General features: G+C 39.6%; 25 protein-coding genes. 6 read left to right on the top strand and 19 right to left on the bottom strand.

What is annotated here, in order from left to right:
* Window positions 1-210: 210 nt before the first annotated feature.
* A complete protein-coding gene (locus tag GQR55_RS07965) occupies window positions 211-2,334 on the top strand; it encodes a TonB-dependent siderophore receptor (protein ID WP_166420167.1) in 2,124 nt (707 codons plus the stop codon).
* A gap of 347 nt (window positions 2,335-2,681) precedes the next feature.
* Here GQR55_RS07965 and recA read toward each other — a convergent pair whose 3' ends face one another.
* Both recA and GQR55_RS07975 read right to left on the bottom strand, forming a co-directional pair.
* Window positions 2,682-3,725 (bottom strand): recombinase RecA, encoded by a 1,044-nt coding sequence (recA, locus tag GQR55_RS07970; protein ID WP_007584792.1) that lies wholly within the window; start codon window positions 3,723-3,725, stop codon window positions 2,682-2,684.
* 67 nt (window positions 3,726-3,792) lie between these two features.
* Complete coding sequence (locus tag GQR55_RS07975) at window positions 3,793-4,281, bottom strand: nicotinamide-nucleotide amidohydrolase family protein (protein ID WP_166420168.1); 489 nt, start codon at window positions 4,279-4,281, stop codon at window positions 3,793-3,795.
* Window positions 4,282-4,302: 21 nt separating this feature from the next.
* Between GQR55_RS07975 and mutS the strand changes: the two genes are divergently transcribed.
* On the top strand, window positions 4,303-6,888 hold the full coding sequence (gene mutS / locus GQR55_RS07980; RefSeq protein ID WP_166420169.1) for a DNA mismatch repair protein MutS: 2,586 nt from the start codon (window positions 4,303-4,305) through the stop codon (window positions 6,886-6,888).
* Window positions 6,889-7,141: 253 nt separating this feature from the next.
* On the opposite strand, the gene rpoS is transcribed toward mutS, so the two are convergent.
* The 11 genes from rpoS to GQR55_RS08035 form a co-directional block, all read right to left on the bottom strand.
* A complete protein-coding gene (gene rpoS / locus GQR55_RS07985; protein ID WP_166420170.1) occupies window positions 7,142-8,116 on the bottom strand; it encodes an RNA polymerase sigma factor RpoS in 975 nt (324 codons plus the stop codon).
* 35 nt (window positions 8,117-8,151) lie between these two features.
* Window positions 8,152-8,976 (bottom strand): peptidoglycan DD-metalloendopeptidase family protein, encoded by an 825-nt coding sequence (locus tag GQR55_RS07990; protein WP_166420171.1) that lies wholly within the window; start codon window positions 8,974-8,976, stop codon window positions 8,152-8,154.
* A 41-nt stretch (window positions 8,977-9,017) separates the two neighbouring features.
* Window positions 9,018-9,596 (bottom strand): YqaA family protein, encoded by a 579-nt coding sequence (locus GQR55_RS07995; RefSeq protein ID WP_166420172.1) that lies wholly within the window; start codon window positions 9,594-9,596, stop codon window positions 9,018-9,020.
* 9 nt (window positions 9,597-9,605) lie between these two features.
* Window positions 9,606-10,244 carry a protein-L-isoaspartate(D-aspartate) O-methyltransferase gene (locus tag GQR55_RS08000; protein ID WP_165728451.1) on the bottom strand — a complete coding sequence of 213 codons (639 nt, stop codon included), beginning with the start codon at window positions 10,242-10,244 and terminating at the stop codon, window positions 9,606-9,608.
* Window positions 10,234-10,998: a 5'/3'-nucleotidase SurE gene (gene surE / locus GQR55_RS08005; protein WP_166420173.1), complete on the bottom strand. Its 765-nt coding sequence runs from the start codon at window positions 10,996-10,998 to the stop codon at window positions 10,234-10,236. The genes GQR55_RS08000 and surE overlap by 11 nt, the downstream gene beginning before the upstream one ends.
* Window positions 10,979-12,031 (bottom strand): tRNA pseudouridine(13) synthase TruD, encoded by a 1,053-nt coding sequence (locus tag GQR55_RS08010; RefSeq protein ID WP_165728449.1) that lies wholly within the window; start codon window positions 12,029-12,031, stop codon window positions 10,979-10,981. Before GQR55_RS08010 ends, surE begins: the two co-directional genes overlap by 20 nt.
* Window positions 12,028-12,525, bottom strand: a complete 498-nt coding sequence (ispF, locus tag GQR55_RS08015; RefSeq protein ID WP_165728448.1) for a 2-C-methyl-D-erythritol 2,4-cyclodiphosphate synthase — start codon at window positions 12,523-12,525, stop codon at window positions 12,028-12,030. Before ispF ends, GQR55_RS08010 begins: the two co-directional genes overlap by 4 nt.
* Window positions 12,522-13,223: a 2-C-methyl-D-erythritol 4-phosphate cytidylyltransferase gene (ispD, locus tag GQR55_RS08020; RefSeq protein WP_166420174.1), complete on the bottom strand. Its 702-nt coding sequence runs from the start codon at window positions 13,221-13,223 to the stop codon at window positions 12,522-12,524. Before ispD ends, ispF begins: the two co-directional genes overlap by 4 nt.
* Window positions 13,213-13,500: a cell division protein FtsB gene (gene ftsB / locus GQR55_RS08025; protein ID WP_007584772.1), complete on the bottom strand. Its 288-nt coding sequence runs from the start codon at window positions 13,498-13,500 to the stop codon at window positions 13,213-13,215. The genes ispD and ftsB overlap by 11 nt, the downstream gene beginning before the upstream one ends.
* A 31-nt stretch (window positions 13,501-13,531) precedes the next feature.
* On the bottom strand, window positions 13,532-14,173 hold the full coding sequence (locus GQR55_RS08030; protein ID WP_166420175.1) for a hypothetical protein: 642 nt from the start codon (window positions 14,171-14,173) through the stop codon (window positions 13,532-13,534).
* Window positions 14,174-14,247: 74 nt separating this feature from the next.
* Window positions 14,248-14,727 (bottom strand): DUF2947 domain-containing protein, encoded by a 480-nt coding sequence (locus tag GQR55_RS08035; protein WP_165740820.1) that lies wholly within the window; start codon window positions 14,725-14,727, stop codon window positions 14,248-14,250.
* A gap of 60 nt (window positions 14,728-14,787) precedes the next feature.
* Here GQR55_RS08035 and GQR55_RS08040 point away from each other — a divergent pair, with 60 nt between their 5' ends.
* The 3 genes from GQR55_RS08040 to GQR55_RS08050 all read left to right on the top strand — a co-directional run bounded on the left by GQR55_RS08040 (window position 14,788) and on the right by GQR55_RS08050 (window position 17,379).
* Window positions 14,788-15,027 carry a DUF1653 domain-containing protein gene (locus tag GQR55_RS08040; protein WP_166420176.1) on the top strand — a complete coding sequence of 80 codons (240 nt, stop codon included), beginning with the start codon at window positions 14,788-14,790 and terminating at the stop codon, window positions 15,025-15,027.
* A gap of 52 nt (window positions 15,028-15,079) precedes the next feature.
* Window positions 15,080-15,925: a MoxR family ATPase gene (locus GQR55_RS08045; protein ID WP_166420177.1), complete on the top strand. Its 846-nt coding sequence runs from the start codon at window positions 15,080-15,082 to the stop codon at window positions 15,923-15,925.
* A 266-nt stretch (window positions 15,926-16,191) separates the two neighbouring features.
* Window positions 16,192-17,379 (top strand): VWA domain-containing protein, encoded by a 1,188-nt coding sequence (locus GQR55_RS08050; protein ID WP_166420178.1) that lies wholly within the window; start codon window positions 16,192-16,194, stop codon window positions 17,377-17,379.
* Between the two features lie 34 nt (window positions 17,380-17,413).
* Here the strand turns inward: GQR55_RS08050 and GQR55_RS08055 are convergent, their stop codons facing one another.
* The 3 genes from GQR55_RS08055 to GQR55_RS08065 form a co-directional block, all read right to left on the bottom strand.
* Window positions 17,414-18,145 (bottom strand): hypothetical protein, encoded by a 732-nt coding sequence (locus GQR55_RS08055; protein WP_166420179.1) that lies wholly within the window; start codon window positions 18,143-18,145, stop codon window positions 17,414-17,416.
* A gap of 125 nt (window positions 18,146-18,270) precedes the next feature.
* Window positions 18,271-18,495 (bottom strand): hypothetical protein, encoded by a 225-nt coding sequence (locus GQR55_RS08060; protein WP_231615083.1) that lies wholly within the window; start codon window positions 18,493-18,495, stop codon window positions 18,271-18,273.
* Window positions 18,496-18,561: 66 nt separating this feature from the next.
* On the bottom strand, window positions 18,562-19,017 hold the full coding sequence (locus GQR55_RS08065; RefSeq protein WP_166420180.1) for a GNAT family N-acetyltransferase: 456 nt from the start codon (window positions 19,015-19,017) through the stop codon (window positions 18,562-18,564).
* 619 nt (window positions 19,018-19,636) lie between these two features.
* Between GQR55_RS08065 and GQR55_RS08070 the strand changes: the two genes are divergently transcribed.
* On the top strand, window positions 19,637-20,416 hold the full coding sequence (locus GQR55_RS08070) for a hypothetical protein (RefSeq protein WP_166420181.1): 780 nt from the start codon (window positions 19,637-19,639) through the stop codon (window positions 20,414-20,416).
* A gap of 15 nt (window positions 20,417-20,431) precedes the next feature.
* On the opposite strand, the gene GQR55_RS08075 is transcribed toward GQR55_RS08070, so the two are convergent.
* The 3 genes from GQR55_RS08075 to GQR55_RS08085 form a co-directional block, all read right to left on the bottom strand.
* The gene (locus GQR55_RS08075) at window positions 20,432-21,607 is read right to left on the bottom strand and encodes a divalent metal cation transporter (protein ID WP_197119131.1); all 1,176 of its coding nucleotides are present in this window, start codon (window positions 21,605-21,607) and stop codon (window positions 20,432-20,434) included.
* A gap of 164 nt (window positions 21,608-21,771) precedes the next feature.
* Window positions 21,772-22,128: a ribosome-associated translation inhibitor RaiA gene (raiA, locus tag GQR55_RS08080; RefSeq protein WP_007376058.1), complete on the bottom strand. Its 357-nt coding sequence runs from the start codon at window positions 22,126-22,128 to the stop codon at window positions 21,772-21,774.
* A gap of 187 nt (window positions 22,129-22,315) precedes the next feature.
* On the bottom strand, window positions 22,316-22,630 hold the full coding sequence (locus GQR55_RS08085; protein WP_002958974.1) for a pyrimidine/purine nucleoside phosphorylase: 315 nt from the start codon (window positions 22,628-22,630) through the stop codon (window positions 22,316-22,318).
* Window positions 22,631-23,079: the final 449 nt, after the last annotated feature.

A 23,079-nucleotide genomic window follows, 5' to 3' on the forward strand; every position in this document is an offset into this window, starting at 1 on the left:
TAATTTATAAAGCGGCCTAGGCCGCTTTTTTTATAAGTGAAATTAAGCGCCGTTCTATATAATTCGTTAATCCGTACCTATAATCTTTATATATGACCTTAAAATTCAATAAAACAGAATAATTATAGATAAAAACCCAGAAACACGATTGCAAATCAATATCATTTAGATTAAATTGCGCACTTCTTTTTGAACTAACTGGAAAAACTTATGTCGTCCCCTCAAGTTTTGCGTTTATCTAAACTAAGCTTTGCTACTTCTTTAATTTTATCTGGCTATGCATTTGCCGATGAAGCAAATACAAAAGATGAACCTCTAGAAAAAATTGCAGTGTATGGTCAGCATCATAAAAACTACATAACAGAAGAAGCGCAATCAGCCACTAAATTAGGTTTAACAATTAAAGAAACACCACAGTCAATCTCTGTTGTATCACGCGCACTAATGGACGACTTTTCACTAGACGATATAAACTCAGTACTTGAAAGCACGCCAGGCGTAACAGTAGAGCAAATAGAAACCGACCGTACTTACTTTAAAGCTCGTGGTTTTGAAATTACTAACTTTCAAGTTGATGGATTAGGTATTCCACAAAGCTCAGGCTCTATTCAAGGAAGTCTTGATACATCAATTTACGACCGCGTTGAAATTGTGCGTGGCGCTAATGGCTTAATGACCGGCGCGGGTAATCCTTCTGCTACTGTAAATATGGTTTTAAAAAAACCAACATATAACACACAAGCTAATGCGTCTGTGTCATACGGTTCGTGGAATAAAAAACGATTAGATTTAGATGTATCGACCCCTATTAATGAAGAACACGCTGTAAGAGCTGTATTTACAAAACAAAAAGCGGATTCATACTTAGATCGTTACGAAACAGATAAAACAATTATTTACTTAGCCTACGAAGGCAAATTAACCGACAACACATTATTAAGCGTTAACTACGTTAACCAACAAAAAGATGCTGATAGCCCACTTTGGGGGGCACTACCTCTTTATTACACCGACGGCTCACCAACCGACTATGACGAATCAACCAGTACTGCTGCTGATTGGTCTTACTGGGATAACAGTGCAGAGCAAGTATATGTAACGCTTGAACAAAACTTATCAGCAACATGGGTGGCTAGAGCGCGCTATGCTCACATTGAAAACGAGCAAGACTCAGAGCTGTTCTACGTATACGGTACACCAAATAAAGACACTGAGCTTGGTTTAACCGGTTATGCAAGCCGTTATGATTACGAAGATAAGCATGATTTATTTGATCTATATGCCAGTGGTAAATTTGATTTATTTGGTCAAGAGCACGATCTATCATTTGGTGTTAGCCAAGCAAAAATGGATTACACCGAGCAGTCTCTTTACGATTACACCACAGGCAATGGCTTTCCGGCAATGCCATCACTTAAAACGTGGGATGGGGTAATGCCACAATCAACACTTGCTGATGGCGTAAATGGAAGCAATATAACAAATGAGCAAAAATCAGCTTACATATCAACTCGTATCAGATTAAGTGAACCTTTAAGTGTACTTGCTGGCGTGCGTTATACAGATTGGAAAACAAAAGGTACAGCGTACGGTGTTGCTCAAACACGTAATGACTCTGAGCTAATACCGTATATTGGTACAGTGTACGACTTTAACGAATCTCTATCGGCTTATGCAAGCTATACAGAAACATTTGTACCGCAAAAAGAACTAGATATAAATGCCAATCAACTACCTGCTGTTACTGGTAAAAGTAGCGAAATAGGTGTCAAAGCACAGCTTCTAGACGACCAGTTATTTGTAACGTTTGCTTATTTTGATGCAAAACAAGATGGCCTTGCTGTTGCTATAGCTAACTCATTACCAAGTGATACGCGTTATTATGCAGCTGATGGCATTAGTAGTAATGGTTTTGAAGTAGAGTTAAGTGGTAAATTTACAGATGATTTAAGTGCAAGTATTAGCTTTAGTAATTTAAATATTGATGGTGATGATTTAGTAAAAGATTACACACCAGAAAACCAACTTAAAATAGCAGCAACTTACCAAGTTCCTTTAGTTGATGGTTTATCGTTTGGTGCAAATTACCGCTGGCAGGATTCAACTAGTCGAGTACAAGTTAGCGATGCTAATGGTATTGCAAGCGTAACGACCAATCAAGATGCATACGGGTTACTTGATTTAATGGCCACTTACAAAATTACAGATAACGTAGGAGTCACTTTCAACGTTAATAACACTACAGGTGAAAAATACTTGCACAGCCTATACTGGGAACAAGGTTATTACGGTGCACCTCGTAACTACGCTCTATCTGTAAATTGGCAGTTATAAGTATATTTGATTAATTAAAGGCTGTAGATTTTTGCAGGTTAAATTAAAAAACGACACATTAAAATATGTCGTTTTTATTTTTATCTGCTTTAAAACCAATTCGCTTAATTAAGTAATCTATTTTGAGGTAAGAAAATCGTGTCGATAACAAGGCAAAAATTTCGTTATTTAGTTGTTCTATATCAGAAATTTTTAACGTAGTTAGCGTCAGATTTAACCCCTCAAATTGATTAAGTGTTATTGCGGATTGTTATAAGTTTTGAACAACAAAAAAGCGCTAACCATTACTGGTTAACGCTCTTTAAAGCTCGGGTCAAATCAAGCTTAATAACTCATTTTGATACAGTTTAAAGGTCAGCGTCATCGCCTAACTTATCTTCACCGTCTTCTGGCTCAATAGTTGCTTTTAGTAAAAGCATTTCGCGTAACTTGCCTTCAATCTCATCTGCAATTTCTGGGTTTTCTTTCAAAAACTTAATTGAGTTAGATTTACCTTGGCCAACTTTGTTACCACAGTAGCTATACCAAGCACCTGCTTTTTCAACAATTTTGTGCTTAACACCTAAGTCAATTAGCTCGCCTTGCTTAGAAATACCTTCACCATACATGATGATAAATTCAGCTTGTTTAAACGGCGGCGCAACTTTGTTTTTAACAATTTTAACGCGTGTTTCATTACCAACAACTTCATCGCCTTCTTTTACAGAACCAATACGACGAATATCTATACGTACTGATGCGTAAAACTTAAGTGCGTTACCACCCGTTGTTGTTTCTGGGTTACCAAACATAACACCAATTTTCATACGGATTTGGTTAATGAAAATACATAACGTGTTAGAGCGTTTAATATTACCTGTAAGCTTACGTAATGCTTGTGACATTAAACGTGCTTGTAAGCCCATGTGCGAGTCGCCCATGTCGCCTTCAATTTCAGCTTTTGGTGTAAGTGCAGCAACCGAGTCAATAATAACTACGTCTACAGCACTTGAGCGTACTAACATGTCACAAATTTCTAGCGCTTGTTCACCGGTATCTGGTTGAGAAACAAAAAGCTCATCAATGTTAACACCAAGCTTTTGTGCATAAACTGGATCAAGAGCATGCTCAGCATCGATAAAGGCACATGTTTTGCCTTCTTTTTGCGCTTCAGCGATAACTTGTAAAGTAAGCGTTGTTTTACCAGATGATTCAGGACCGTATACTTCAACAATACGCCCCATAGGTAAACCACCTATGCCTAAGGCAATATCAATACCTAGTGAGCCTGTAGATACAGATTCAATGTTTAACGCTTTGTTATCACCCAATTTCATAATTGAGCCTTTACCAAATTGACGTTCAATTTGTGATAGTGCTGCGTCCAACGCTTTTTGTTTGTTATCGTTCATTTTGTTCTCCAATCCAGCTAATGCGAACAAGTATACTGTATGAAATCACAGTATCAAGCTAATTTTTTCATTTTATCTCATCTATTACACTTTTCAATGAAAATACAATAGCTTGCAACCTAACTTGAGCTCTATCACCAGTAAATACTTGTTTAAAGGTCAGTACTTTGTCATTAATTTGTATACCAAACCATACAAGTCCCACAGGTTTACCATCGGTTGCACCTCCAGGCCCCGCAATGCCAGATACAGCTATAGATATATTTGCATTTGTTGCCTTAGTAGCACCGATTGCCATTTCACGTACAGTTTGCTCGCTCACTGCGCCATATTGCGCTAATGTGCCTGCACTCACATTTAGTAAATCTTGCTTTGCTTGATTGCTGTAAGTGACAAATGCACGGTCAATATAAGCCGAGCTTCCAGGGGTATCGGTAAGCGCATAACTCACTCCGCCGCCAGTACATGACTCAGCACTAGTGATCCATAAGCATTTATCCGTTAAAATAGCGCCTAATTGCGCAGCAAGTGTTTTAATCTCTTGATGTAATTCCATATTCAGCCTTTGGGTAAATACATGTCGTTTGATCTTTATGCACCACACACTATAAAACAACAAACCCCTATGATGCAGCAGTATCTAAAAATAAAATCAGAGCATCGCGATATTTTATTGTTTTATCGTATGGGCGATTTTTACGAACTTTTTTTTGATGACGCAAAACGCGCCGCTCAATTACTCGATATTTCGCAAACACATCGCGGTAAAGCCGGCGGCGATCCTATCCCAATGGCGGGCGTGCCTTATCATGCCGTAGAAAACTACTTAGCACGCCTAGTTCAAATGGGTGAATCAGTCGCTATTTGCGAACAAGTTGGGGATCCCGCAACCAGTAAAGGCCCTGTCGATCGAAAAGTTGTTCGTATAGTTACACCCGGTACAATTTCTGACGAAGCGCTTTTACAAGAACGACAAGACAACTTACTTACTAGCGTTTGGCAAAGTAAAAAAGGCCTATATGGCATTGCATACCTTGATATTAACTCAGGTCGCTTTAACATTGTTGAAGTAAATACCGACGAAGCCTTTAGCTCAACTATTCAACGCCTATCGCCAGCAGAACTTTTGTATAGCGAAAGCTTTGAAAATTTTCATTTAATTGAGCATATAAAAGGCGCTCGTCGTCGCCCAGAGTGGGAGTTCGACTTAGATACGGCTCAGCACTTATTATGCGATCAATTTGGTACTAAGGATTTAGTGGGTTTTGGCGTAGATAAAGCCCACAGCGCACTTGTTGCCGCAGGTTGTTTAATGCAATACGTAAAAGATACACAACGTATTGCACTGCCACATATTCGTGCAATTACGCTTGAGCATAACGAACACGCTGTTATTTTAGATGCCGCAACGCGTAAAAATTTAGAGCTTACCGTTAATTTATCAGGCGGATTTGAAAACACCCTTGCTCAAGTACTTGATAAAACAGCAACACCTATGGGTTCTCGCTTACTTAAGCGCCGTATTCATACTCCGGTGCGTAACAAAGATGAGCTAAATTCTCGTTTAAATGCAATTAGCGCTATTTTAGATGTACAGCTTTGTGGTGAATTACATGAGTCATTAAAAGACATTGGTGATGTAGAGCGTGTTATTGCACGCTTAGCTTTATGTACTGCTCGCCCGCGCGATTTAACTCGCCTGCGCAGTGCATTACAAGCACTTGCACCACTGCATACCTTATTAGGTGATGCTAACGATCCTCGTATAGCGGGTATTATCAAAAACTCACCTGAACTCCCTGATTTACAGGAGTTATTAGAGCGCGCTGTTATTGATAACCCTCCTGTACTTATTCGTGACGGTGGCGTTATTGCCCCTGGTTATAATAGCGAACTTGATGAATGGCGTAACTTAAGTAAAGGTGCAACCGATGTACTTGATCAACTAGAGCTGCGTGAACGCGAGCGCACAGGGATAAGTACGCTTAAAATTGGTTATAACCGCGTACATGGCTTTTTTATAGAAGTAAGCCGCGCCAATGCTCACCTAGTACCCGCCGACTATATTCGTCGTCAAACACTTAAAAATAACGAACGCTATATTATTCCAGAGCTAAAAGAGCACGAAGATAAAGTACTTGGCAGTCAATCAAAAGCCCTAGCGCTTGAAAAACAACTATACGAAGAGTTGTTTAGATTTATTGCTCCACATATAGAGCAACTGCAAATAATGGCAGCAGCACTGGCTGATTTAGACGTGTTAAACAATTTAGCTGAGCGTGCATTTGCACTTAATTACGCAAAGCCAGAACTGTGCGATGACGACAATATTAGCATTAAACAAGGTCGTCACCCTGTGGTTGAGCAAGTAATGAAAGAACCGTTTATTGCCAACCCTGTAGAGTTAAACAGCCAACGTAAAATGCTAATTATTACCGGTCCAAACATGGGCGGTAAATCAACCTATATGCGCCAAACAGCACTTATTGTTCTCATGGCTCACATTGGCAGTTATGTACCTGCAGACAGCGCTAAAATTGGTAATATCGACCGCATATTTACACGTATTGGTGCAAGCGACGATTTAGCATCAGGCCGCTCAACCTTCATGGTAGAAATGACCGAAACAGCCACTATTTTAAATAATGCGACAGCGCAGTCTTTAGTGTTAATGGATGAAATTGGTCGCGGTACAAGTACCTACGATGGTTTATCGCTTGCATATGCTACAGCGAATCATTTAGCGTCTAAAATATCTGCAAAAACATTGTTTGCTACACACTATTTTGAGCTTACAGAGCTTGCTGAGCAAACAACGGGCCTTGTAAACGTGCATCTTGATGCAATAGAACATAACGATACAATCGCCTTTATGCATACAGTACTTGATGGCGCAGCAAGTAAGAGCTTTGGCTTACAGGTAGCTGCTCTTGCGGGTGTGCCAAAAGCTGTTATTGCACAAGCAAAGCAAAAACTTAAGTTACTCGAAAATCATCAAAGCGTTACTGCACCAAATACAGAGCAACAAGCATTTACTTTTAATAACGAAGTTACACAAAGTGCCCCTTCTGAAGTAGAAGAGCAGTTAAGTGCTATTGACCCTGATAACTTATCGCCACGCCAAGCACACGATTTATTATATAAACTAAAAGCATTGTTGTAATACCAACCTGCATAAATCTTTGATCAATTTAACGAATTAAATTGCACTATAACGTCGTTAGAAATTTTTTATTTAGAACAACTAGATACAAAAATTTTTGCCTAGTTCTAGCGTAATTTCCTTAACGTTAAATAGACCCCGTATATAAGCAGATTGGTATAATTTATATCATCTGATTTACAAGCATAAAAAAAGCCGAAGAATAAATTCTTCGGCTTTTTAACACACATAGTCTTTTAAATTATTTAAGCTGTTACGAAAACTGATTAAACAAGCTATCTGTACTTAAACCTTCTTGTTGCAAAATGTCTTTTAGACGACGTAATGCTTCTACCTGAATTTGTCTTACACGTTCACGTGTTAAGCCTATTTCGCGGCCTACATCTTCAAGTGTAGATGGCTCGTAGCCAAGCAATCCAAATCGACGTGCTAACACTTCGCGTTGTTTAGGGTTCAATTCACCTAACCAATCTACAATGTGCTTATTAATATCATTGTTTTGTACTTCGCCTTCAGGGCCAGCACTTTTTTCATCTGGGATGATATCAAGTAAAACACTGTCGTTTTCACCACCAATAGGCATATCAACCGATGCTATTCTCTCGTTTAAACGTAGCATTTTAGTTACGTCTTCAACGGGTCTGTCTAGGCAAGCTGCAATTTCGTCAGCTGTTGGTTCATGGTCAAGCTTTTGAGTTAATTCACGCGCTGTACGTAAATAAACGTTAAGTTCTTTAACTACATGAATAGGTAAGCGAATGGTGCGAGTTTGATTCATAATGGCACGTTCAATTGTTTGACGTATCCACCATGTAGCGTAAGTTGAAAATCTAAAGCCGCGCTCAGGGTCAAATTTTTCAACTGCGCGGATTAAACCTAAGTTACCTTCTTCAATTAAATCGAGTAGAGCCAGGCCGCGATTGTTGTAACGGCGTGCTATTTTAACAACTAAACGTAGGTTACTTTCAATCATACGTTTGCGTGAGGCCTCACAACCTCTAAGTGATTTACGAGAAAAAAACACTTCCTCTTCAGCGCTAAGCAAAGGAGAAAAACCAATTTCGCCTAAATATAATTGAGTTGCATCAAGGTTTTTAGTGACTTCTTCTTTTGCAAATATTTCATCGTCTTCTACTTTATCAAGTAGAGTAGTGCTTCCATCTGTGGCGGTGTCATCAAAATTTTCGTCAGTCGTGTTATTTTTGTCAAGTTTTGCTGCGCTAGCCATAAGCCTTCTCCCGAGCAATTATCAATACCTAAAAATTAGGGTAGGTATTTAGCAGGATTGACAGCTTGCCCTCGGTAGCGAATTTCAAAACGAAGCGCGGTGACCGGAGATTCTGAATTACCAATTTCTGCTATTTTTTGTCCTGCCTTAACCTTCTGCTTTTCTTTAACAAGTAATTTCGAGTTATGTGCGTAAGCACTTAGGTAATCATCATTATGTTTCAATATGATTAAACTACCGTACCCTCGAAGAGCGTTACCCGCGTACACCACCGTTCCTTGTGCCGCGGCTAAGACTGAAGCCCCTTTGCGATTAGTAATCTGTAAACCTTTATAACCGTTTTCCTTATTAGAAAAGCGTTTGGTAATTTTGCCCTTTGCAGGCCAAGACCATTTAACTTTACTGCTCGACAAACGTTTAGTATTACTAACTTTGTTACTGGCTTGTTTCTGAACATACTCTCGTTGTTTTGGGGGATCAAGCTCTTTCTTTAATATTATGTTATTTTTTTGTATTTTTTTTGTAGACTTTTTACTCGAATTCGTATATTTCTCATCCCTTTTAATTTTTTTAGGCTTGGGGATTAAGGAGATGTTTTGCCCTGGAAAAATGGTGTAAGGTGATGGAATTGAGTTGTTTTTTGCTAGTAACCTAAAATCCTGCCCGGCACTAAAAGCGATAGAATAAAGCGTATCTCCTCTTTGTACTTTATAGTTACTTCCATTAATGTTAATAGTATGACCTAAATCGTTAACATTATTATTTAGGCTGCTAACAGGCGCAGGAATATGGCGAGAAGAACAACCAAAGAGAAAAATACTAATAAATATAGTCACATACAGTAAAAACTGTTTATTCATTGTATTTTTCTCCCAAATTAGACAATTGATATTTTTAACGCTTAACGCAATAAAATGTACGCTAGTGCAATTAATACCACTAATCCCCAACCAAGTATTTCAATATACTGACGTAATTTTGCTTCCATTTTAGCCCCGCCCCACTTCATTAAAGCTGAAACTAAAAAGAACCGTGCACCGCGCCCAATAGCTGATGCGAGTAAAAATGGCAAAAATGCCATTTGCAAAACACCTGCGCCAATCGTAAATACTTTATATGGTATCGGCGAAAAACCAGCTAAAAACACAACCCAAACACCGTAATCTTTAAACCAATTTAATGCGATATCAAACTTTTCTTGCCAGTGCATTTGTGCCATTAATGGCTCAACAACAGGTTCGAATAACCAAAAACCGAGTAAGTAGCCAATTATGCCACCAACAACCGACGCTATTGTGGCAAAGCTTGCAAAGCGCCATGCTTTTTTAGGTTGCGCAAGCGACATAGGTGCAAGCATTACATCGGGTGGTATTGGAAAAAAAACTGACTCTGCAAAGCTCATTGCAGCTAAATAACGTTCCGCATGACGGTGTTTTGCCCACACTAGGGCCATATCGTATAATTTGGTAAACAACTTCAAAATGAATTCCTATTCAATATCGCCAGGTACTAGCGGCACAAATCTAACGGGAGCAATAACATGCTCTTTATAATTATCGCCTTTGCGGATAACCATTATTAATTTTTGATCACTCTCACCAATTGGGGCTAATAACACGCCACCATCGGCTAACTGATCAAGTAAGTCTTGCGGTACTTTAGAGGCCGCTGCAGTCACTATAATACCATCAAACGGTGCTTGTGATTGCCAGCCTTGCCAACCATCGCCATGCTTCATGGTTACATTATATAAATCGAGTTGCTGCAACCTGCGTTTTGCCTGCCACTGAAGTGTTTTAATACGTTCTACCGAGTAAACCTTAGTAAACGTTTTAGCTAATATTGCAGTTTGATAGCCAGACCCAGTGCCAATCTCCAATACTTTATCGCGCACACCAGCTAAGCGAAGTAGCTCTGTCATGCGCGCTACTATATAAGGCTGAGAAATAGTTTGCCCTTGCCCAATAGGTAACGCTGTATTTTCATAGGCTTTGTGTTTTAACACATCATCTATAAAAATATGGCGAGGAATGTCAGCTATAGCACTGAGTACTTGTGTATCTTCAACGCCTTCACGCTTTAGTAAGTCAGATAACGCTTTTGCACTGCGAGTATAATTAGCGAGCACGATTAATCTCCAAATCGGCTAACCAGTCTCCTACGGCTTTTAAGCTATCTTTTGCTGTCATATCAACACTCAATGGCGTCACCGATGCATAGCCATTGTTAATAGCGTGAAAATCGGTCCCCTCTCCTGCATCGCTTTCAGTCCCTAGCGATCCATACCAATAAATATCACGACCCCAAGGATCTGTTTGTTTGGTCATGGTTTCGGCTTTATGGCGAGCGCCTAGGCGTGTTACTTGCACCCCTTTTAATTCACTTAATGGAATATCTGGCACATTAATATTTATTATTTGATCTTTTGGCAGCGGGTGCGAAGCCAAGCCTTTAATAATATTTACGGTAACCGCGGCGGCTGTTTCAAAATGCTCGCCCTTATGTGAGCAAAGCGATACCGCAATTGCAGGTAAGCCCAAGTGGCGACCTTCAGTTGCAGCGGCAACAGTGCCAGAGTAAAGCGTATCATCGCCTAAATTGGCACCATGGTTAATACCAGCAACAACAAGGTCTGGTTTTTCATCAGCTAACTGATTTACACCTAAATGTACACAATCAGTAGGTGTGCCATTAACCGACATAAAACCATTTTCAAGCGTTGTAGCTCGCAGCGGGTTCATTAACGTTAAAGAATTACTTGCGCCACTACAGTTGCGATCAGGTGCAACAAGGGTTACCTCTGCAATTTGTATAAGCGCCTGATATAAAACTGCAATGCCTTTAGCATTTACGCCATCATCGTTACTTAACAGTATCTTCATTTATGCCATTATCCTTTTCTTTACGCTCTCGTGGGCTTGCATCCGTGTAATCCACCAGCTCGCGTAATAATGCGGTTGCAAAACACCCTTTAGGCAAACCAAAACTCAGTTTTAAACTGGTTTCATCTATGGTCTCAACCGTTAAGTTTTGCGGAATTAAACGCAGCATCCTGCGCTCATTTTTAAGGCCTAGCTCACCTAAGCCATCACACCATGCTTGATATGGTTCGAGCCATACTTTCTCTTGCTCGGTTAAGCCTTTTTCACTTTTACCTACCATAGGTGCCGACATCATAATATCGCCAGTGGCTAATCGCTCTATGTTTTCGTCGTTAATTGCGTCTTCAAAAAATGCGTTACTGCCGCTAAGCATAAATACTTCACGGTGCATTGTTTTAGCTAAACCATGTTCTTTTACACGTAGGCTTACTAACTGATTAAACACATGTGAGCGCGCTGCTGAAATAATGATACCGCGCAGTTTTTTATCGCGAATACGCTCACCGGCAAACATTTTTTCAGCCATGACTAAGTTATGACCGCCATGCCCAAAACGTTGTTCGCCAAAGTAATTTGGCACACCTGCGCGTACTGCATTAATACGGCATAAAATATCAAGGGGCTTGGTTACATTACGCAGCGTAATAGTAAATTTATTACCTTTGTGGCAACCCGTACGTAATTTACGGTCGTGACGCTGTTGCGACACAATAAAAATACTCTCGCTATTTAAATCGCTAAAATCGATAGGCTTTTTAATCGGTACTTTTACGCTAAACCACTGCGAGCACACTCCGTGGCGATCTTTCATACCTGCGTAACTTACGTCTCGTGGTGACACACCCGCACGTTGTGCAATTAGCTTTGCAACGTATTGCGTATTTTCGCCTTTTTTAACCACCTGCAAACACACGTGTTCGCCACTGCCGGTAAATTCTATACCTAGGTCTTCATCAACCATAAAGTCTTCAGCAGTGGTTTTAAAATCAGCCTTAGAAAGCGGTGCACCGTATAAATAATTTAAATCGCTCATGCGTTTTTTGTACTCGTAAACTCTTTACTCATAATAACCACTGCATGGCTCGAAATACCCTCTTTACGCCCTTCAAAGCCTAGCTTTTCGGTAGTAGTGGCTTTAACGTTAATTTGCGAAAGGTCACAATTTAAATCGCAGGCTAAATTAGCGCGCATAGCTTGAATGTGTGGCAGCATTTTAGGCGCCTGTGCAACAATAGTTACATCGCCATTGCCAAGTACATAACCTTGCTCTTTAGCCAAGCCAACTACATGGCGAAGTAAAATACGGCTGTCGATATTTTCATACTCGCTTGCCGTATCTGGAAAGTGCTTACCAATATCACCCATTGCAAGCGAGCCTAAAATAGCATCGCATAATGCATGAATAGCCACATCGCCATCTGAGTGCGCTAAAAAGCCTTGTGGATAATCAATTTTTTCACCACAAATAGTTAACGGGCCTTCGCCGCCAAATTTATGTACGTCAAAACCATGGCCAATTCGTATCATAATGCACTCTCGTTTTGTTGTTTATGTAACAAAAACCCAGCCAAGTCTAAATCCTCTGGCGTGGTTATTTTAATATTATCGCTGCGACCTGCTACAAGCTTTACTGGCTTACCCGCCCATTCAATAGCACTGGCTTCGTCTGTAATAGTTGCCCCACTTGCTAATGCGCCTTGAAGTGCATTTTTAAGCTCGTCATATTTAAAAAACTGCGGGGTAAGTGCTTGCCATAAATCATCGCGAGGTACCGTTTGTTCGCTGTACTCGTGTCCGCGTTTTATGGTGTCTTTTACTTTAGTCGCTAAAATACCGCCTTCATCAGCGCGTATACATTCATCAATTAAACGCTCTATATCACTAATATTAACTAATGGGCGCGCAGCATCATGTACTAATACCCACGTAGGCGGGTTAGGTGCTAAAAAAAGTAAGCTATTGAGTACTGAATCTGCTCGCTCTTTTCCACCACTGGCTCGCACAATGCGATTATCAAGCAGTGGGAGTTCGTCAAAATAGGGGTCGCTGTCGCTAAGGGCAACAACAATAGAGTTTAATTGGGGTAATTGAGAAAGTTTAGCTAAGGTATGTTCTAAAATAGTTTTACCCGCTAATTGTATGTATTGCTTAGGCGCACTGTGCTGCATTCTACTGCCAACACCCGCTGCAGGAACAATTGCAGCAATAGTCTGTTTATTTGTCATATTGTTTGCCCGGTAAAACACGAATAAATGTTTCGTCCGGTTTAATCATTCCCAATTCGTTGCGTGCACGCTCTTCAATGCCTTCTTGGCCAAGCTTTAAATCTTCAATATCTGCTTTAAGCACTTTATTTCGTTTAATGAGCTTTTCGTTGGTTTCTTGATGCGACGCTACAGCACCTTTTAGCCGTGTGTAGTCTTGTAAGCCATTATGACCAAACCATAATCTGTATTGTACAAACAGTGCTAAGCACAGTAAGCCAACTTGAAAAATACGCATTTAACACTCCTTATTTTAAATTCCAAATACCTTAACTTTCATACGCTAAGGGGCGCTTTAAATTGCGCCAATTAATACTACCCGCTAAAAGCATTTCACGTAGTGATAAAACCCGTGGCATACAACGCTTCGAAAATTGCCACTGATGCCCGCAACATGCAGCGGTTAAACTCACTTTACTTGGCTTTATTAACTGAGCATTTTGCTGCTCTAGCCCATTTCCTAAAAAATCAAACCAACCTAGCTCGTTGCAATGCAGCTTATTTTCGCCTAACTGATCAATGCTGTCTATTCTAAGGCGCACCTGATCGTAACCATGTAATATAACGGGCACTATAAGCCCCACTTTGGCATACGTTTGATAAAAAAGTTCATTAGCGTGAACATTCACATCGGGTGGGGTCGGTTTTTGCTTTTCAAGCCACGTCCCATTTTGGGCATCAAGCGTAAAAGGCGTGTCACCATTGGCAACTAACGTTGCAGCTCGCTCAATATAATAAGGTAGGCTTTTTAACTGACGGCGCAGTTTATCGGCATTAGGCTCTGCAACTAATCGCTGAACCTCACGCTGATAAAACGCATTGCACAATTGTGCATACAACACTTTTTGTGTATCAGTTTGCCAAATTTCAACTTGCTGCTGAGCACCAAGTGACTGATTTTTAGCGACCAATAGCTGTACTCAAAAATATTCAGGTAAATGTTTTATAACACAGTATTGAATGTTTTTTAAGCGCAGCGCACTAATTAAGCGCTTGGCTTTTCACCTAATTTTGCTTTACCTGATTCTAAAAATTGCACAACCGTATTACGCTTTTTACCAATCAGCAAACTGCCATCGGCTAAAAACATAAAGTTTTGCCAATTGCGTTTAAATACATCAAACGTCGTTTCGATAATATTATCGCGCGCCATACAAAAATAAACCGTGGTATTAGCTTCCCAATCTAAAAAAGTTAAGATTGCTTCTGGTGGTTGCGCATCGCCATTTTCCCACGCATCTTGCCAATCTACTTCTTGGCTAAAGCTTTTTTCTTGTCCACACCAATCGGTGTCTTCAAAAAAATCTGGGTGATCAAACTCACGGCTCACCATGGTTGTCCAAAGTACGGCTGCACGCTCATCGCCCATAGGCTTTATTTTTGCTGCGTCTTCATCAGATACAGGTAAATCTTTGTGGCGAAAAACCCACGCCTTTTTGTAATCATCTAAAGAAATATAGTTCATAGTGTTGGCAAATTAGTTAACATTAAAAGTGCAAAGCCAAATTATACAAGAGATCAAAACATGACTACAGCAATAAAACCACTTTCCCTCAAACCAGGTATGTACCAACACTACAAAGGGCCGCAATACAAAGTTATTCACGTTGCCACCCATAGCGAAACCGAGGAACAACTTGTGATTTACCAAGCACTCTATGGTGAATTTGGAATCTGGGCACGTCCACTTAGTATGTTTTTAGAAACCGTTGAAAAAGACGGTGAGGTCATACCGCGTTTTGCCTACCTTGGACCTGCCGTTTAACTATGGCATTATAACGAAATAACTTACTCCTCAGACCAGACAAGGGTACACCGTGCAATTTAATTCTACTGACAATTACATCGCAAGCAGCTCGCTAAAACAGGCAGTAAATGCGGCCATTATGCTTGAAAAACCACTTTTAATTAAAGGCGAACCCGGCACAGGTAAAACTATGCTGGCTGAGGAGTTAGCTAAAAGCTTAGATACAGTACTTATTCAGTGGCATATAAAATCGACTACTAAAGCGCAGCAAGGCTTGTACGAGTACGATGCGGTTTCGCGCCTGCGCGACAGTCAATTAGGTGACGAGCGTGTACACAATATTGGTAACTACATTGTTAAAGGTAAGCTTTGGCAAGCATTTACTCATGCAGAATTACACGGTAAACGCCCAGTACTATTAATTGATGAAATAGATAAAGCCGACATAGAGTTTCCAAACGACTTATTACTTGAGCTTGATAAAATGGAGTTTCATGTTTACGAAACTAACGAGCGCATTGTAGCCAAAGAGCGCCCTATTGTGATCATCACTTCTAACAACGAAAAAGAATTACCGGACGCATTTTTACGCCGCTGCTTTTTTCATTATATTGATTTTCCTACCAGCGACGAAATGCAGCAAATTATTGACGTGCACTACCCTAACGTTAAACAAGATTTAGTACGCCAAGCACTTGAAGTATTTTTTAACCTGCGCGAAGCAAACGGCCTTAAAAAGAAACCTTCCACCAGCGAATTACTCGACTGGCTTAAACTGCTTATGGCAGAAGACATAGACGCTAAAACACTGCACGACAAAGCTAAAAAAGGCGGTTTAATGCCAATGTTTGGCGCATTACTTAAAAATGAGCAAGATATAAGCCTAATCGAAAAACTTGCTTTTATGAGCCGCTAGGGCCTGTTGACCTTTCAGGATTAAAATTTGTTCTAACTAGGGACGATTTAATCGTGGCGCGAGGTTTGTAACCTAGTGGGCTAAGTAAAAGCCGAGCAACAAAGAGTTAATCGTCCCTAGGACGAACCTTCGGGCAGCGCGTGTTTGGTATTTATGCTGTGTTATCGCCTATTTATGGGGAATAACCACACTACATAGGCTCTGCCTTGCCTAAATACCAAACACACTGCTGCAAATTTAACCTCGAAAGATAAACAGGCCCAAACATGTTAGTACAGTTTTTTTTCACGCTGCGTAAATACCGCTTACCGGTAAGCCTGCGCGAGCTACTCGATTTAATTAACGCCTTAAAAAAAGGCGTTATATTTGCCGACGTAGACGCCTTTTACTATTTAGCACGCACCATAATGGTAAAAGACGAAACGCACTTTGATCGATTCGACAAAGCTTTTAGCGACTACTTTAGCGGTATTGCCGACCTTGATTTACTCGAGAGTTTAAAGCAACAGCACAACTTACCTGAAGACTGGCTACGTAAAGAGTTTGAAAAAAACCTAAGCGATGAAGAAAAAGCCCAACTTAAAGCTATGGGCGGACTCGACGAGCTTATGAAAACCCTAAAAGAGCGTTTAGAAGAGCAACAAAAACGCCACGCTGGCGGCAATAAATGGGTGGGCACTGGCGGTACATCACCTTTTGGTGCGTATGGCTACAACCCAGAAGGCGTGCGTATAGGGCAAGACGGTAACCGTAACCGCCAAGCGGTAAAAGTGTGGGATAAACGAGAATATAAAAATCTTGATACCGATCGCGAAATTGGCTCGCGTACTATTAAACTCGCCCTTAAAAAGCTGCGTAAATTTGCCCGCACTGGCGCAAGCGACACGCTAGATTTAAACGAGACTATTCGCGCTACTGCAAAACAGGGTGGCATGCTTGATGTAAAAATGGCACCTGAGCGTCACAATGCCGTAAAAGTATTGATGCTGTTTGATATTGGCGGCTCAATGGATGACTACATTCATACCTGCGAAGAGCTATTTAGCGCCGCCCACAGCGAATTTAAACATTTAGAGTTTTACTACTTTCATAACTGCTTGTACGAGAACGTTTGGCAAGACAACGCGCGCCGCCATTCAAACGTAATAGACACCATGACGCTCATAAACAAGTTTACCAGCGACTACAAAGTAATATTTGTAGGCGATGCCACTATGGGCCCATACGAAATAGCCTACCCTGGCGGCTCGGTAGAGCACTATAACGAAGAGCCTGGCAGTGTATGGTTATCACGAATCACCAACCATTTTGATAAGGTAGCGTGGCTTAACCCACAACCCGTTGAACACTGGCCGTACTATCAATCAATTGGTTTTATAAAAGAGTTAATGAACAACCGTATGTATGCGCTGAGTTTAGATGGAATAAGTAGAGCGATAAAAGAGCTGAGTTAGTTTACGCAGCTTCATAAAAAAGTCTTTAAGCCGACTAGTCATGCAGTTCATCATAAGGAGGGTATTCGTAATGAAACAATTCTATTGTCTGAATTACGGTTGCTAAAAATCCAAATATTTTAAGTGCCATTGATTTATCAACAATTAAAGCAATATGCCTACCATGTTGTAACCAATGGCGGTTTACATCTGTGGGTTCTTCAAACTTCTGAAAATCCACAGGTTTAAAGTAGTAATCTAAAAGTCCACTTACAGATTTCAAGGAAGCACTTAATTCTAAACCAAATTCTAGGGACTTGAACTTATCTTTAATTACTCTTTGGTTATAGCGCACTCTCTCTTTAGCATTAGGGATGTCATCTTCATAATCGAATTGTGATAATGCAGACTCTATTAATGTAAAAGCTCCTGGTAAACAGGCTTCAAAAAAACCATTTTCATAAGCCTTAATAAGGCTTTTTAGTAAATTTAATTGAAAACCATAAAAAATACTTTGCTCTTTAAACACGTCAAAAATACCTGCTTCAAAACTATTAATGAAGCTGAGCAGCTCTTCATTTTTTAATAGTCCATTTTTATGATCTATGTATTTATATCTGTATCCAGAGAAAGAAACAGTTTGTAAAAAAGGTAATCCAAAGTCTCGACTCAAAATATTCACACTTTTAACTAGATCATCTTGGTCTTCACATTCAACATACTTTTGTGCACTTTTTATAGAGCTTTTTATACTTTCATAGTAATTTCGAACCTTCATCTCACTCATAAGCTTATTTCCTTTTAGTTGATGTGGGATAAATTAGGATATAGGAGCAGAACTAATTAAACAGAAAATAGGTGTTAGCTATATAGTTCAATGCTTTAGAATGACACAACAAAAACCTCGGTAATTTACCGCTCGTCAATTAGATGCTCTCCCCCTTTGTGCTTGATTTCCGAGCCCCCTTGCTGATGTATGCTGGATGTTTCTCGAATATTTGCTATTTCATCCGGTGAGATAGCAAGGTCGTTAATATCATTTACTGAATGAGTACGTAACGTAAGCTTTCCTTGTGAATGCGCTTTAGCATCACTAAGAGTTGTAGTTAATTCTGAAAATAAATCACGTTTGCTCATTACATCATCTCCTAAAACTCTTTTTATTGCTTTTTTGTTCTTCTGTAAATGGTGAACGCATACAACTCAAAGCGCTTTACTCATAAACAAGCTATAAGGATCTAGCTCATAATCACCAAACGGCTCACACTCTTTAAAAGCAAATTGAGCATAAAGCTTTTGTGCGGGTAAAAATACCTCTGCGGTGCCGGTTTCTAAACTTAGTTTTTTGTAACCTCGCAAGGTTGATTGCTCAATAATATGGGTGAGCAACTTAGCAGCTATACCTTGGCGTAAATAGTTGCTTGAAGTGCGCATTGATTTAATTTCGCCATGCGTTGTATTTAGTGCTTTTAAAGCGCCAACACCCGCTAAATTATTATCAATCCATAAGCTATAAAAAGTTATGTCGGGCTGAGTGAGTTTACTTACATCAAGTGCATGCACGCTCTCGACGGGTGAGTGCTTTAGCATATCGTTATGATGCCCTTGTAGTAGCTTTATAACGTGTGGGTTTGAAAGTTCACCTGTTCTAATATCCATTTATACCTCGTTTAATCCTAGAATTTAATGCTTGAGGGCTTTAGGGCTTTAATTAAAACCCTAAAGTAAGGGGTTATATTTAGGCTGCTAGCTCCCACACTATAAACGCTACTGCAAAACCTACTAAATACACTAGTCCTAACCACGTTAAGCTACGTAATAACACGCTGTGTTTTATTGCTAAATCAAACTAGACATCCACCTTAATTAAACAAACAAAGCTATCTCAATTAAGATAGGTGTTGTCTTAATTTTTTTACCTCGCGAGTAGTAAAAGAAAAAACCAAAAACGCGGCTTAAAGCCGCGCCTACAAATATAACCCCAATCCTGTAGGCGCGAGTTTACCTCGCGAACATGCTTAATAAAACATACTTAACAACAAAATTTAGGGTGGGTGTTTTGTTGGTGTCTTGTTTATTTTTGTTTTATGAGCGACCTGATAAAAAGCGGATCGTTACCCAAATCAGAGGGCGAGTATTTTTTTGTTCGCACTACTGAATAACTTATTTACACGTGGTTTTCAATTGTGAGTAAGGGTAATCTTTACCAAATTGAACTTTTGATTAAAACCGTTATAATTCACGCACTTTTGATTAAAGCGGTTGTAATTCATCCATTATGAAAAATATTTTTATTGTTATTTTACTCATTTTAGCCGGTTTTTTTGGCTACAACTATTTCACTTCCAACTCGACAAAAGTTGTATTAGATAGCGCATCCGAAACTTCAACACAAAAACTTGCTAACAATTGGAATGATATCACTCTTCCAGAAGAGATTGAAAATCATTCAAATATTGAAGCTTGTGATACAACAGAGGCAAACATTTGTTTTGGCTCAGGAAGTATATTTTACAAAGAAACCAAAGATGTGACTGTAGCAAGCTTAGTATCAACTGCAGAAACATCGCGTTACGGTGTCCAGGTTAAAAAAACAGGTGAGCTGTTTGTGTTTTCTATAGAGAATGACATTTCTGACGACGAACTGGATTTTGGTAATATTGCTTGTTACAAATATGATGGTAGTGAAGAAGGCGTTACCGAAACGCGTGAATTAAAATTAGATATTTACGGTACAAAAGTAACAGGGACAAAGTTAGGTTACTCCCAATCAGTTGAATACAGCGTTGGGTATGAAGGTATTGTTGAAGGAGTACTAAACAGCCTTGGAGGAAATACTGTAAATGCTATCACTACACTTACTATTGCAGATGGAGGGGAGATCCGCCAAGAAGAAATATACATTTTAGGCGAAAACTCAATGACTGAAATGCGATATCGTTTAGTCGATGATTTTAAAAATAGTATTTTACGTATCGATAAGAGTATAAAAAAATCCGCAGAAGGTCAGATTTTCCCTATTGAGTATAAATATAACAAAGTAGAGTGCCCGTTATAGGGCTTTGATCTTTAATTAGGCTACCAACTTCCAAATTATAAAAGCTAAAGCAAAGCCTACTAAATACACTAGCCCTAACCACGTTAAACTACGTAGTAACACGCTGTGCTTAATAGCTGGCTCTGATCGCACAAGGCTAAAGTTAAGCCATGCAAAAATAGGCGTTGTAACAAATGAAAGCGTCATCGCAAACGTAAGCATGGGGCCAAGGGCTGATTTAAAAAATAAAATAACCGCCATACCGGCAAGTGCTTGTAGTATTAGCCAAATATTTAAGCTGTGTTTTGATTGCTTAAAGCCAAGTAATTTATGCGATTCGTTTAAAGTACGCGCGTAACCATCTAGTACAGTTAATGTGGTGCCAAACATACATAAAAAAGCAATGGCTGATACAAGCGGCCTTGCCCACTCCCCTATTGTTAATGCGTACATATCAATAAGCTGCTTGGCAAACGCGACACCACCGAGTTCTATACTGCTGGTTTGCCCGTATTGCACTAATACACCTAAGCTAAAAAATACTAATGCTAAGCCAGCTGTAAGCCAGTAACCTACATTAAAATCGAATAAGCCTTGGCTTTTAGAAACTGTTTGCTGCGCTTGTTTTTCTTTTAGCCATAAAGAACTTAATGCAGATATTTCGATAGGCGCTGGCATCCACCCCATTAAAGCCACCATAAAACTCAGCATTGCAAGTTCGTACGGTGAAGGACCAACGTAGTCAGCAGGTGCCATTGGACCGTTACTAAATGCTATAGCAAGAGCAATTAATGTTGCAAGTGTAAGCAGCCCCATAATGCCTTTGGCAACGTTATCGAGCGCTTTAAAGTGCCCAAGTAGTAATATAACTAAACATACCCCTAGCAGCATCCAACAAAGTAAGGTTACTTCAATAACAATAGGTAGAGCGTAATGCAGTAAGCTTGCGGTAAGCAGTAATACGCCGGCGGTATTAACAACGGCGGCTACAATGTTTAAACCAATAAAGCTATAAAAGTAAAACGGACCTTTACTTTTATACCCCTCTACTAGGCTATTTTTAGTAGCGAGAGTGTATTCCATACCAAAGCGAAAAAACGGGTACTTTAAAACATTAACAACGAGGATAAGCCAAAATAATTGCCAGCCAAATATTGCCCCAGCTTGTGTAGAGGCAACTAAGTGAGAACCTCCAATAGCGGCTGTTGCCATGAGAATCCCAGGGCCAAGCGCGTTCAGGCTTGATTTCCATTTCGATACTGCTTGGTTCATTTACTGCTCAAAAATAGTGTGTGTGTGAGCCTCTAACTTACAGAAATTACAGGCAATAAAAAAGAGCCAGGCGGCTCTTTTTTACAATACTTTGTGACTAATTTTTATTTAAGATCCATCTCTTGGATGATCTCGTGTGCGATTTCAGGTGTCGTGCTTACAGGCTTTTCGTGTAGGTTAGCTTTTATTTGCCCTTTTCGATGTTTTAGTGCCGCATCGAGTTTTTTAGCTGCGCTTGCAATAGCTGGGTACATAACTTCGTTTTCCCCTTTTACCGATATGCGCGTGCCTTCGTAATTTGTGCTAATTTCAGCTTGGATCTTATGATGCTCTTTAGACAAAATAATATCGAGCGCAATAAGCGATGGGAAATGGCTCTCGATTTTTGAAAATTTTTCGTTGATGTGCTCTCTAATAGAGTCAGTAACTTCAACATGGTGACCAGAAAGATTAATTTTCATAGGGTATCCTTTTATTTGTTACCTACAATTAGTATTGGGGGCTATTTTGATTAACACAAGGAAAAAAGAGAGATATTTGAGGATTATTTACGGCTTTTGGTGATTTAAATCATGTGTTGCGCAAAGTTTATGCAAAGCCCACATTGCATGGGCTTTCAGACGTCTACTTAACTTAAGCTCTGATTGATTAATCTGTGTACGAACAACAGTAATCAGCAAAGTCAGATACTTTTACTTTAAAGCTTACGTTTGCATCTACATTAAACGATTCACCTGCATTAAATGTTTTCCACTCACTCGCGCCTGGTAATAAAATATCCCATTGGCCAGCTAAAAGCTCCATGCATTCTTTTTGGTTTGTATCAAAAACAAACTCACCTGGTTGCATAAAGCCTAACGTTTTCGCTTCGCCATCACCTAAAATAACGGTACGGCTTGATACTTTTCCGTCAAAATATACATTGGCTTTTTTTACTACACTTACGTTATCGAACTTTGGCATTTTTAGCTCCTGCTATTAATTTAAGATTTTTATTTATGAATTTTATCGCACTACCTTGCCTGATAGGTAAATAGCTTGCAAGAGAAGCATATTGAAAGTTACTCACTTAAAGTATTCAAAGCAGCCCTTTGGGTAGTATTAAATAAATTAGAAGCTGCCTTCCCACATGAGCAAACTCTTCGCCTACCACTCAAAATTATACCAACCTGCATAAATCTTTGATCAATTTAACGAATTAAATTGCACTATAACGTCGTTAAAAGTTTTTTATTTAGAACAACTAGATATAAAAACTTTTGCCTAGTTCTAGCGTAATTTTCTTAACGTTTAATAGACCCCATATATAAGCAGATTGGTATTAAACTCCCTGTAGATACCATCTCTCATTTTAAGCTTCAAGGTCGTATTTAACTTTCTTGGAGCTTAAACGCTTCTTGGTTTTTTATTAC

This window comes from Pseudoalteromonas sp. Z1A8 (assembly GCF_011378855.1).
Classification (GTDB): Bacteria; Pseudomonadota; Gammaproteobacteria; order Enterobacterales; family Alteromonadaceae; genus Pseudoalteromonas.

Coding starts and splice junctions, on each gene's coding strand:
- GQR55_RS07965 (WP_166420167.1), top strand. CDS start 211: ATGTCGTCCCCTCAAGTTTTGCGTTTATCTAAACTAAGCTTTGCTACT.
- recA (WP_007584792.1), bottom strand. CDS start 3,725: ATGAACGATAACAAACAAAAAGCGTTGGACGCAGCACTATCACAAATT.
- GQR55_RS07975 (WP_166420168.1), bottom strand. CDS start 4,281: ATGGAATTACATCAAGAGATTAAAACACTTGCTGCGCAATTAGGCGCT.
- mutS (WP_166420169.1), top strand. CDS start 4,303: ATGTCGTTTGATCTTTATGCACCACACACTATAAAACAACAAACCCCT.
- rpoS (WP_166420170.1), bottom strand. CDS start 8,116: ATGGCTAGCGCAGCAAAACTTGACAAAAATAACACGACTGACGAAAAT.
- GQR55_RS07990 (WP_166420171.1), bottom strand. CDS start 8,976: ATGAATAAACAGTTTTTACTGTATGTGACTATATTTATTAGTATTTTT.
- surE (WP_166420173.1), bottom strand. CDS start 10,998: ATGAAGATACTGTTAAGTAACGATGATGGCGTAAATGCTAAAGGCATT.
- GQR55_RS08010 (WP_165728449.1), bottom strand. CDS start 12,031: ATGAGCGATTTAAATTATTTATACGGTGCACCGCTTTCTAAGGCTGAT.
- ispF (WP_165728448.1), bottom strand. CDS start 12,525: ATGATACGAATTGGCCATGGTTTTGACGTACATAAATTTGGCGGCGAA.
- ispD (WP_166420174.1), bottom strand. CDS start 13,223: ATGACAAATAAACAGACTATTGCTGCAATTGTTCCTGCAGCGGGTGTT.
- ftsB (WP_007584772.1), bottom strand. CDS start 13,500: ATGCGTATTTTTCAAGTTGGCTTACTGTGCTTAGCACTGTTTGTACAA.
- GQR55_RS08035 (WP_165740820.1), bottom strand. CDS start 14,727: ATGAACTATATTTCTTTAGATGATTACAAAAAGGCGTGGGTTTTTCGC.
- GQR55_RS08040 (WP_166420176.1), top strand. CDS start 14,788: ATGACTACAGCAATAAAACCACTTTCCCTCAAACCAGGTATGTACCAA.
- GQR55_RS08050 (WP_166420178.1), top strand. CDS start 16,192: ATGTTAGTACAGTTTTTTTTCACGCTGCGTAAATACCGCTTACCGGTA.
- GQR55_RS08055 (WP_166420179.1), bottom strand. CDS start 18,145: ATGAGTGAGATGAAGGTTCGAAATTACTATGAAAGTATAAAAAGCTCT.
- GQR55_RS08060 (WP_231615083.1), bottom strand. CDS start 18,495: ATGAGCAAACGTGATTTATTTTCAGAATTAACTACAACTCTTAGTGAT.
- GQR55_RS08065 (WP_166420180.1), bottom strand. CDS start 19,017: ATGGATATTAGAACAGGTGAACTTTCAAACCCACACGTTATAAAGCTA.
- GQR55_RS08070 (WP_166420181.1), top strand. CDS start 19,637: ATGAAAAATATTTTTATTGTTATTTTACTCATTTTAGCCGGTTTTTTT.
- GQR55_RS08075 (WP_197119131.1), bottom strand. CDS start 21,607: ATGGCAACAGCCGCTATTGGAGGTTCTCACTTAGTTGCCTCTACACAA.
- raiA (WP_007376058.1), bottom strand. CDS start 22,128: ATGAAAATTAATCTTTCTGGTCACCATGTTGAAGTTACTGACTCTATT.
- GQR55_RS08085 (WP_002958974.1), bottom strand. CDS start 22,630: ATGCCAAAGTTCGATAACGTAAGTGTAGTAAAAAAAGCCAATGTATAT.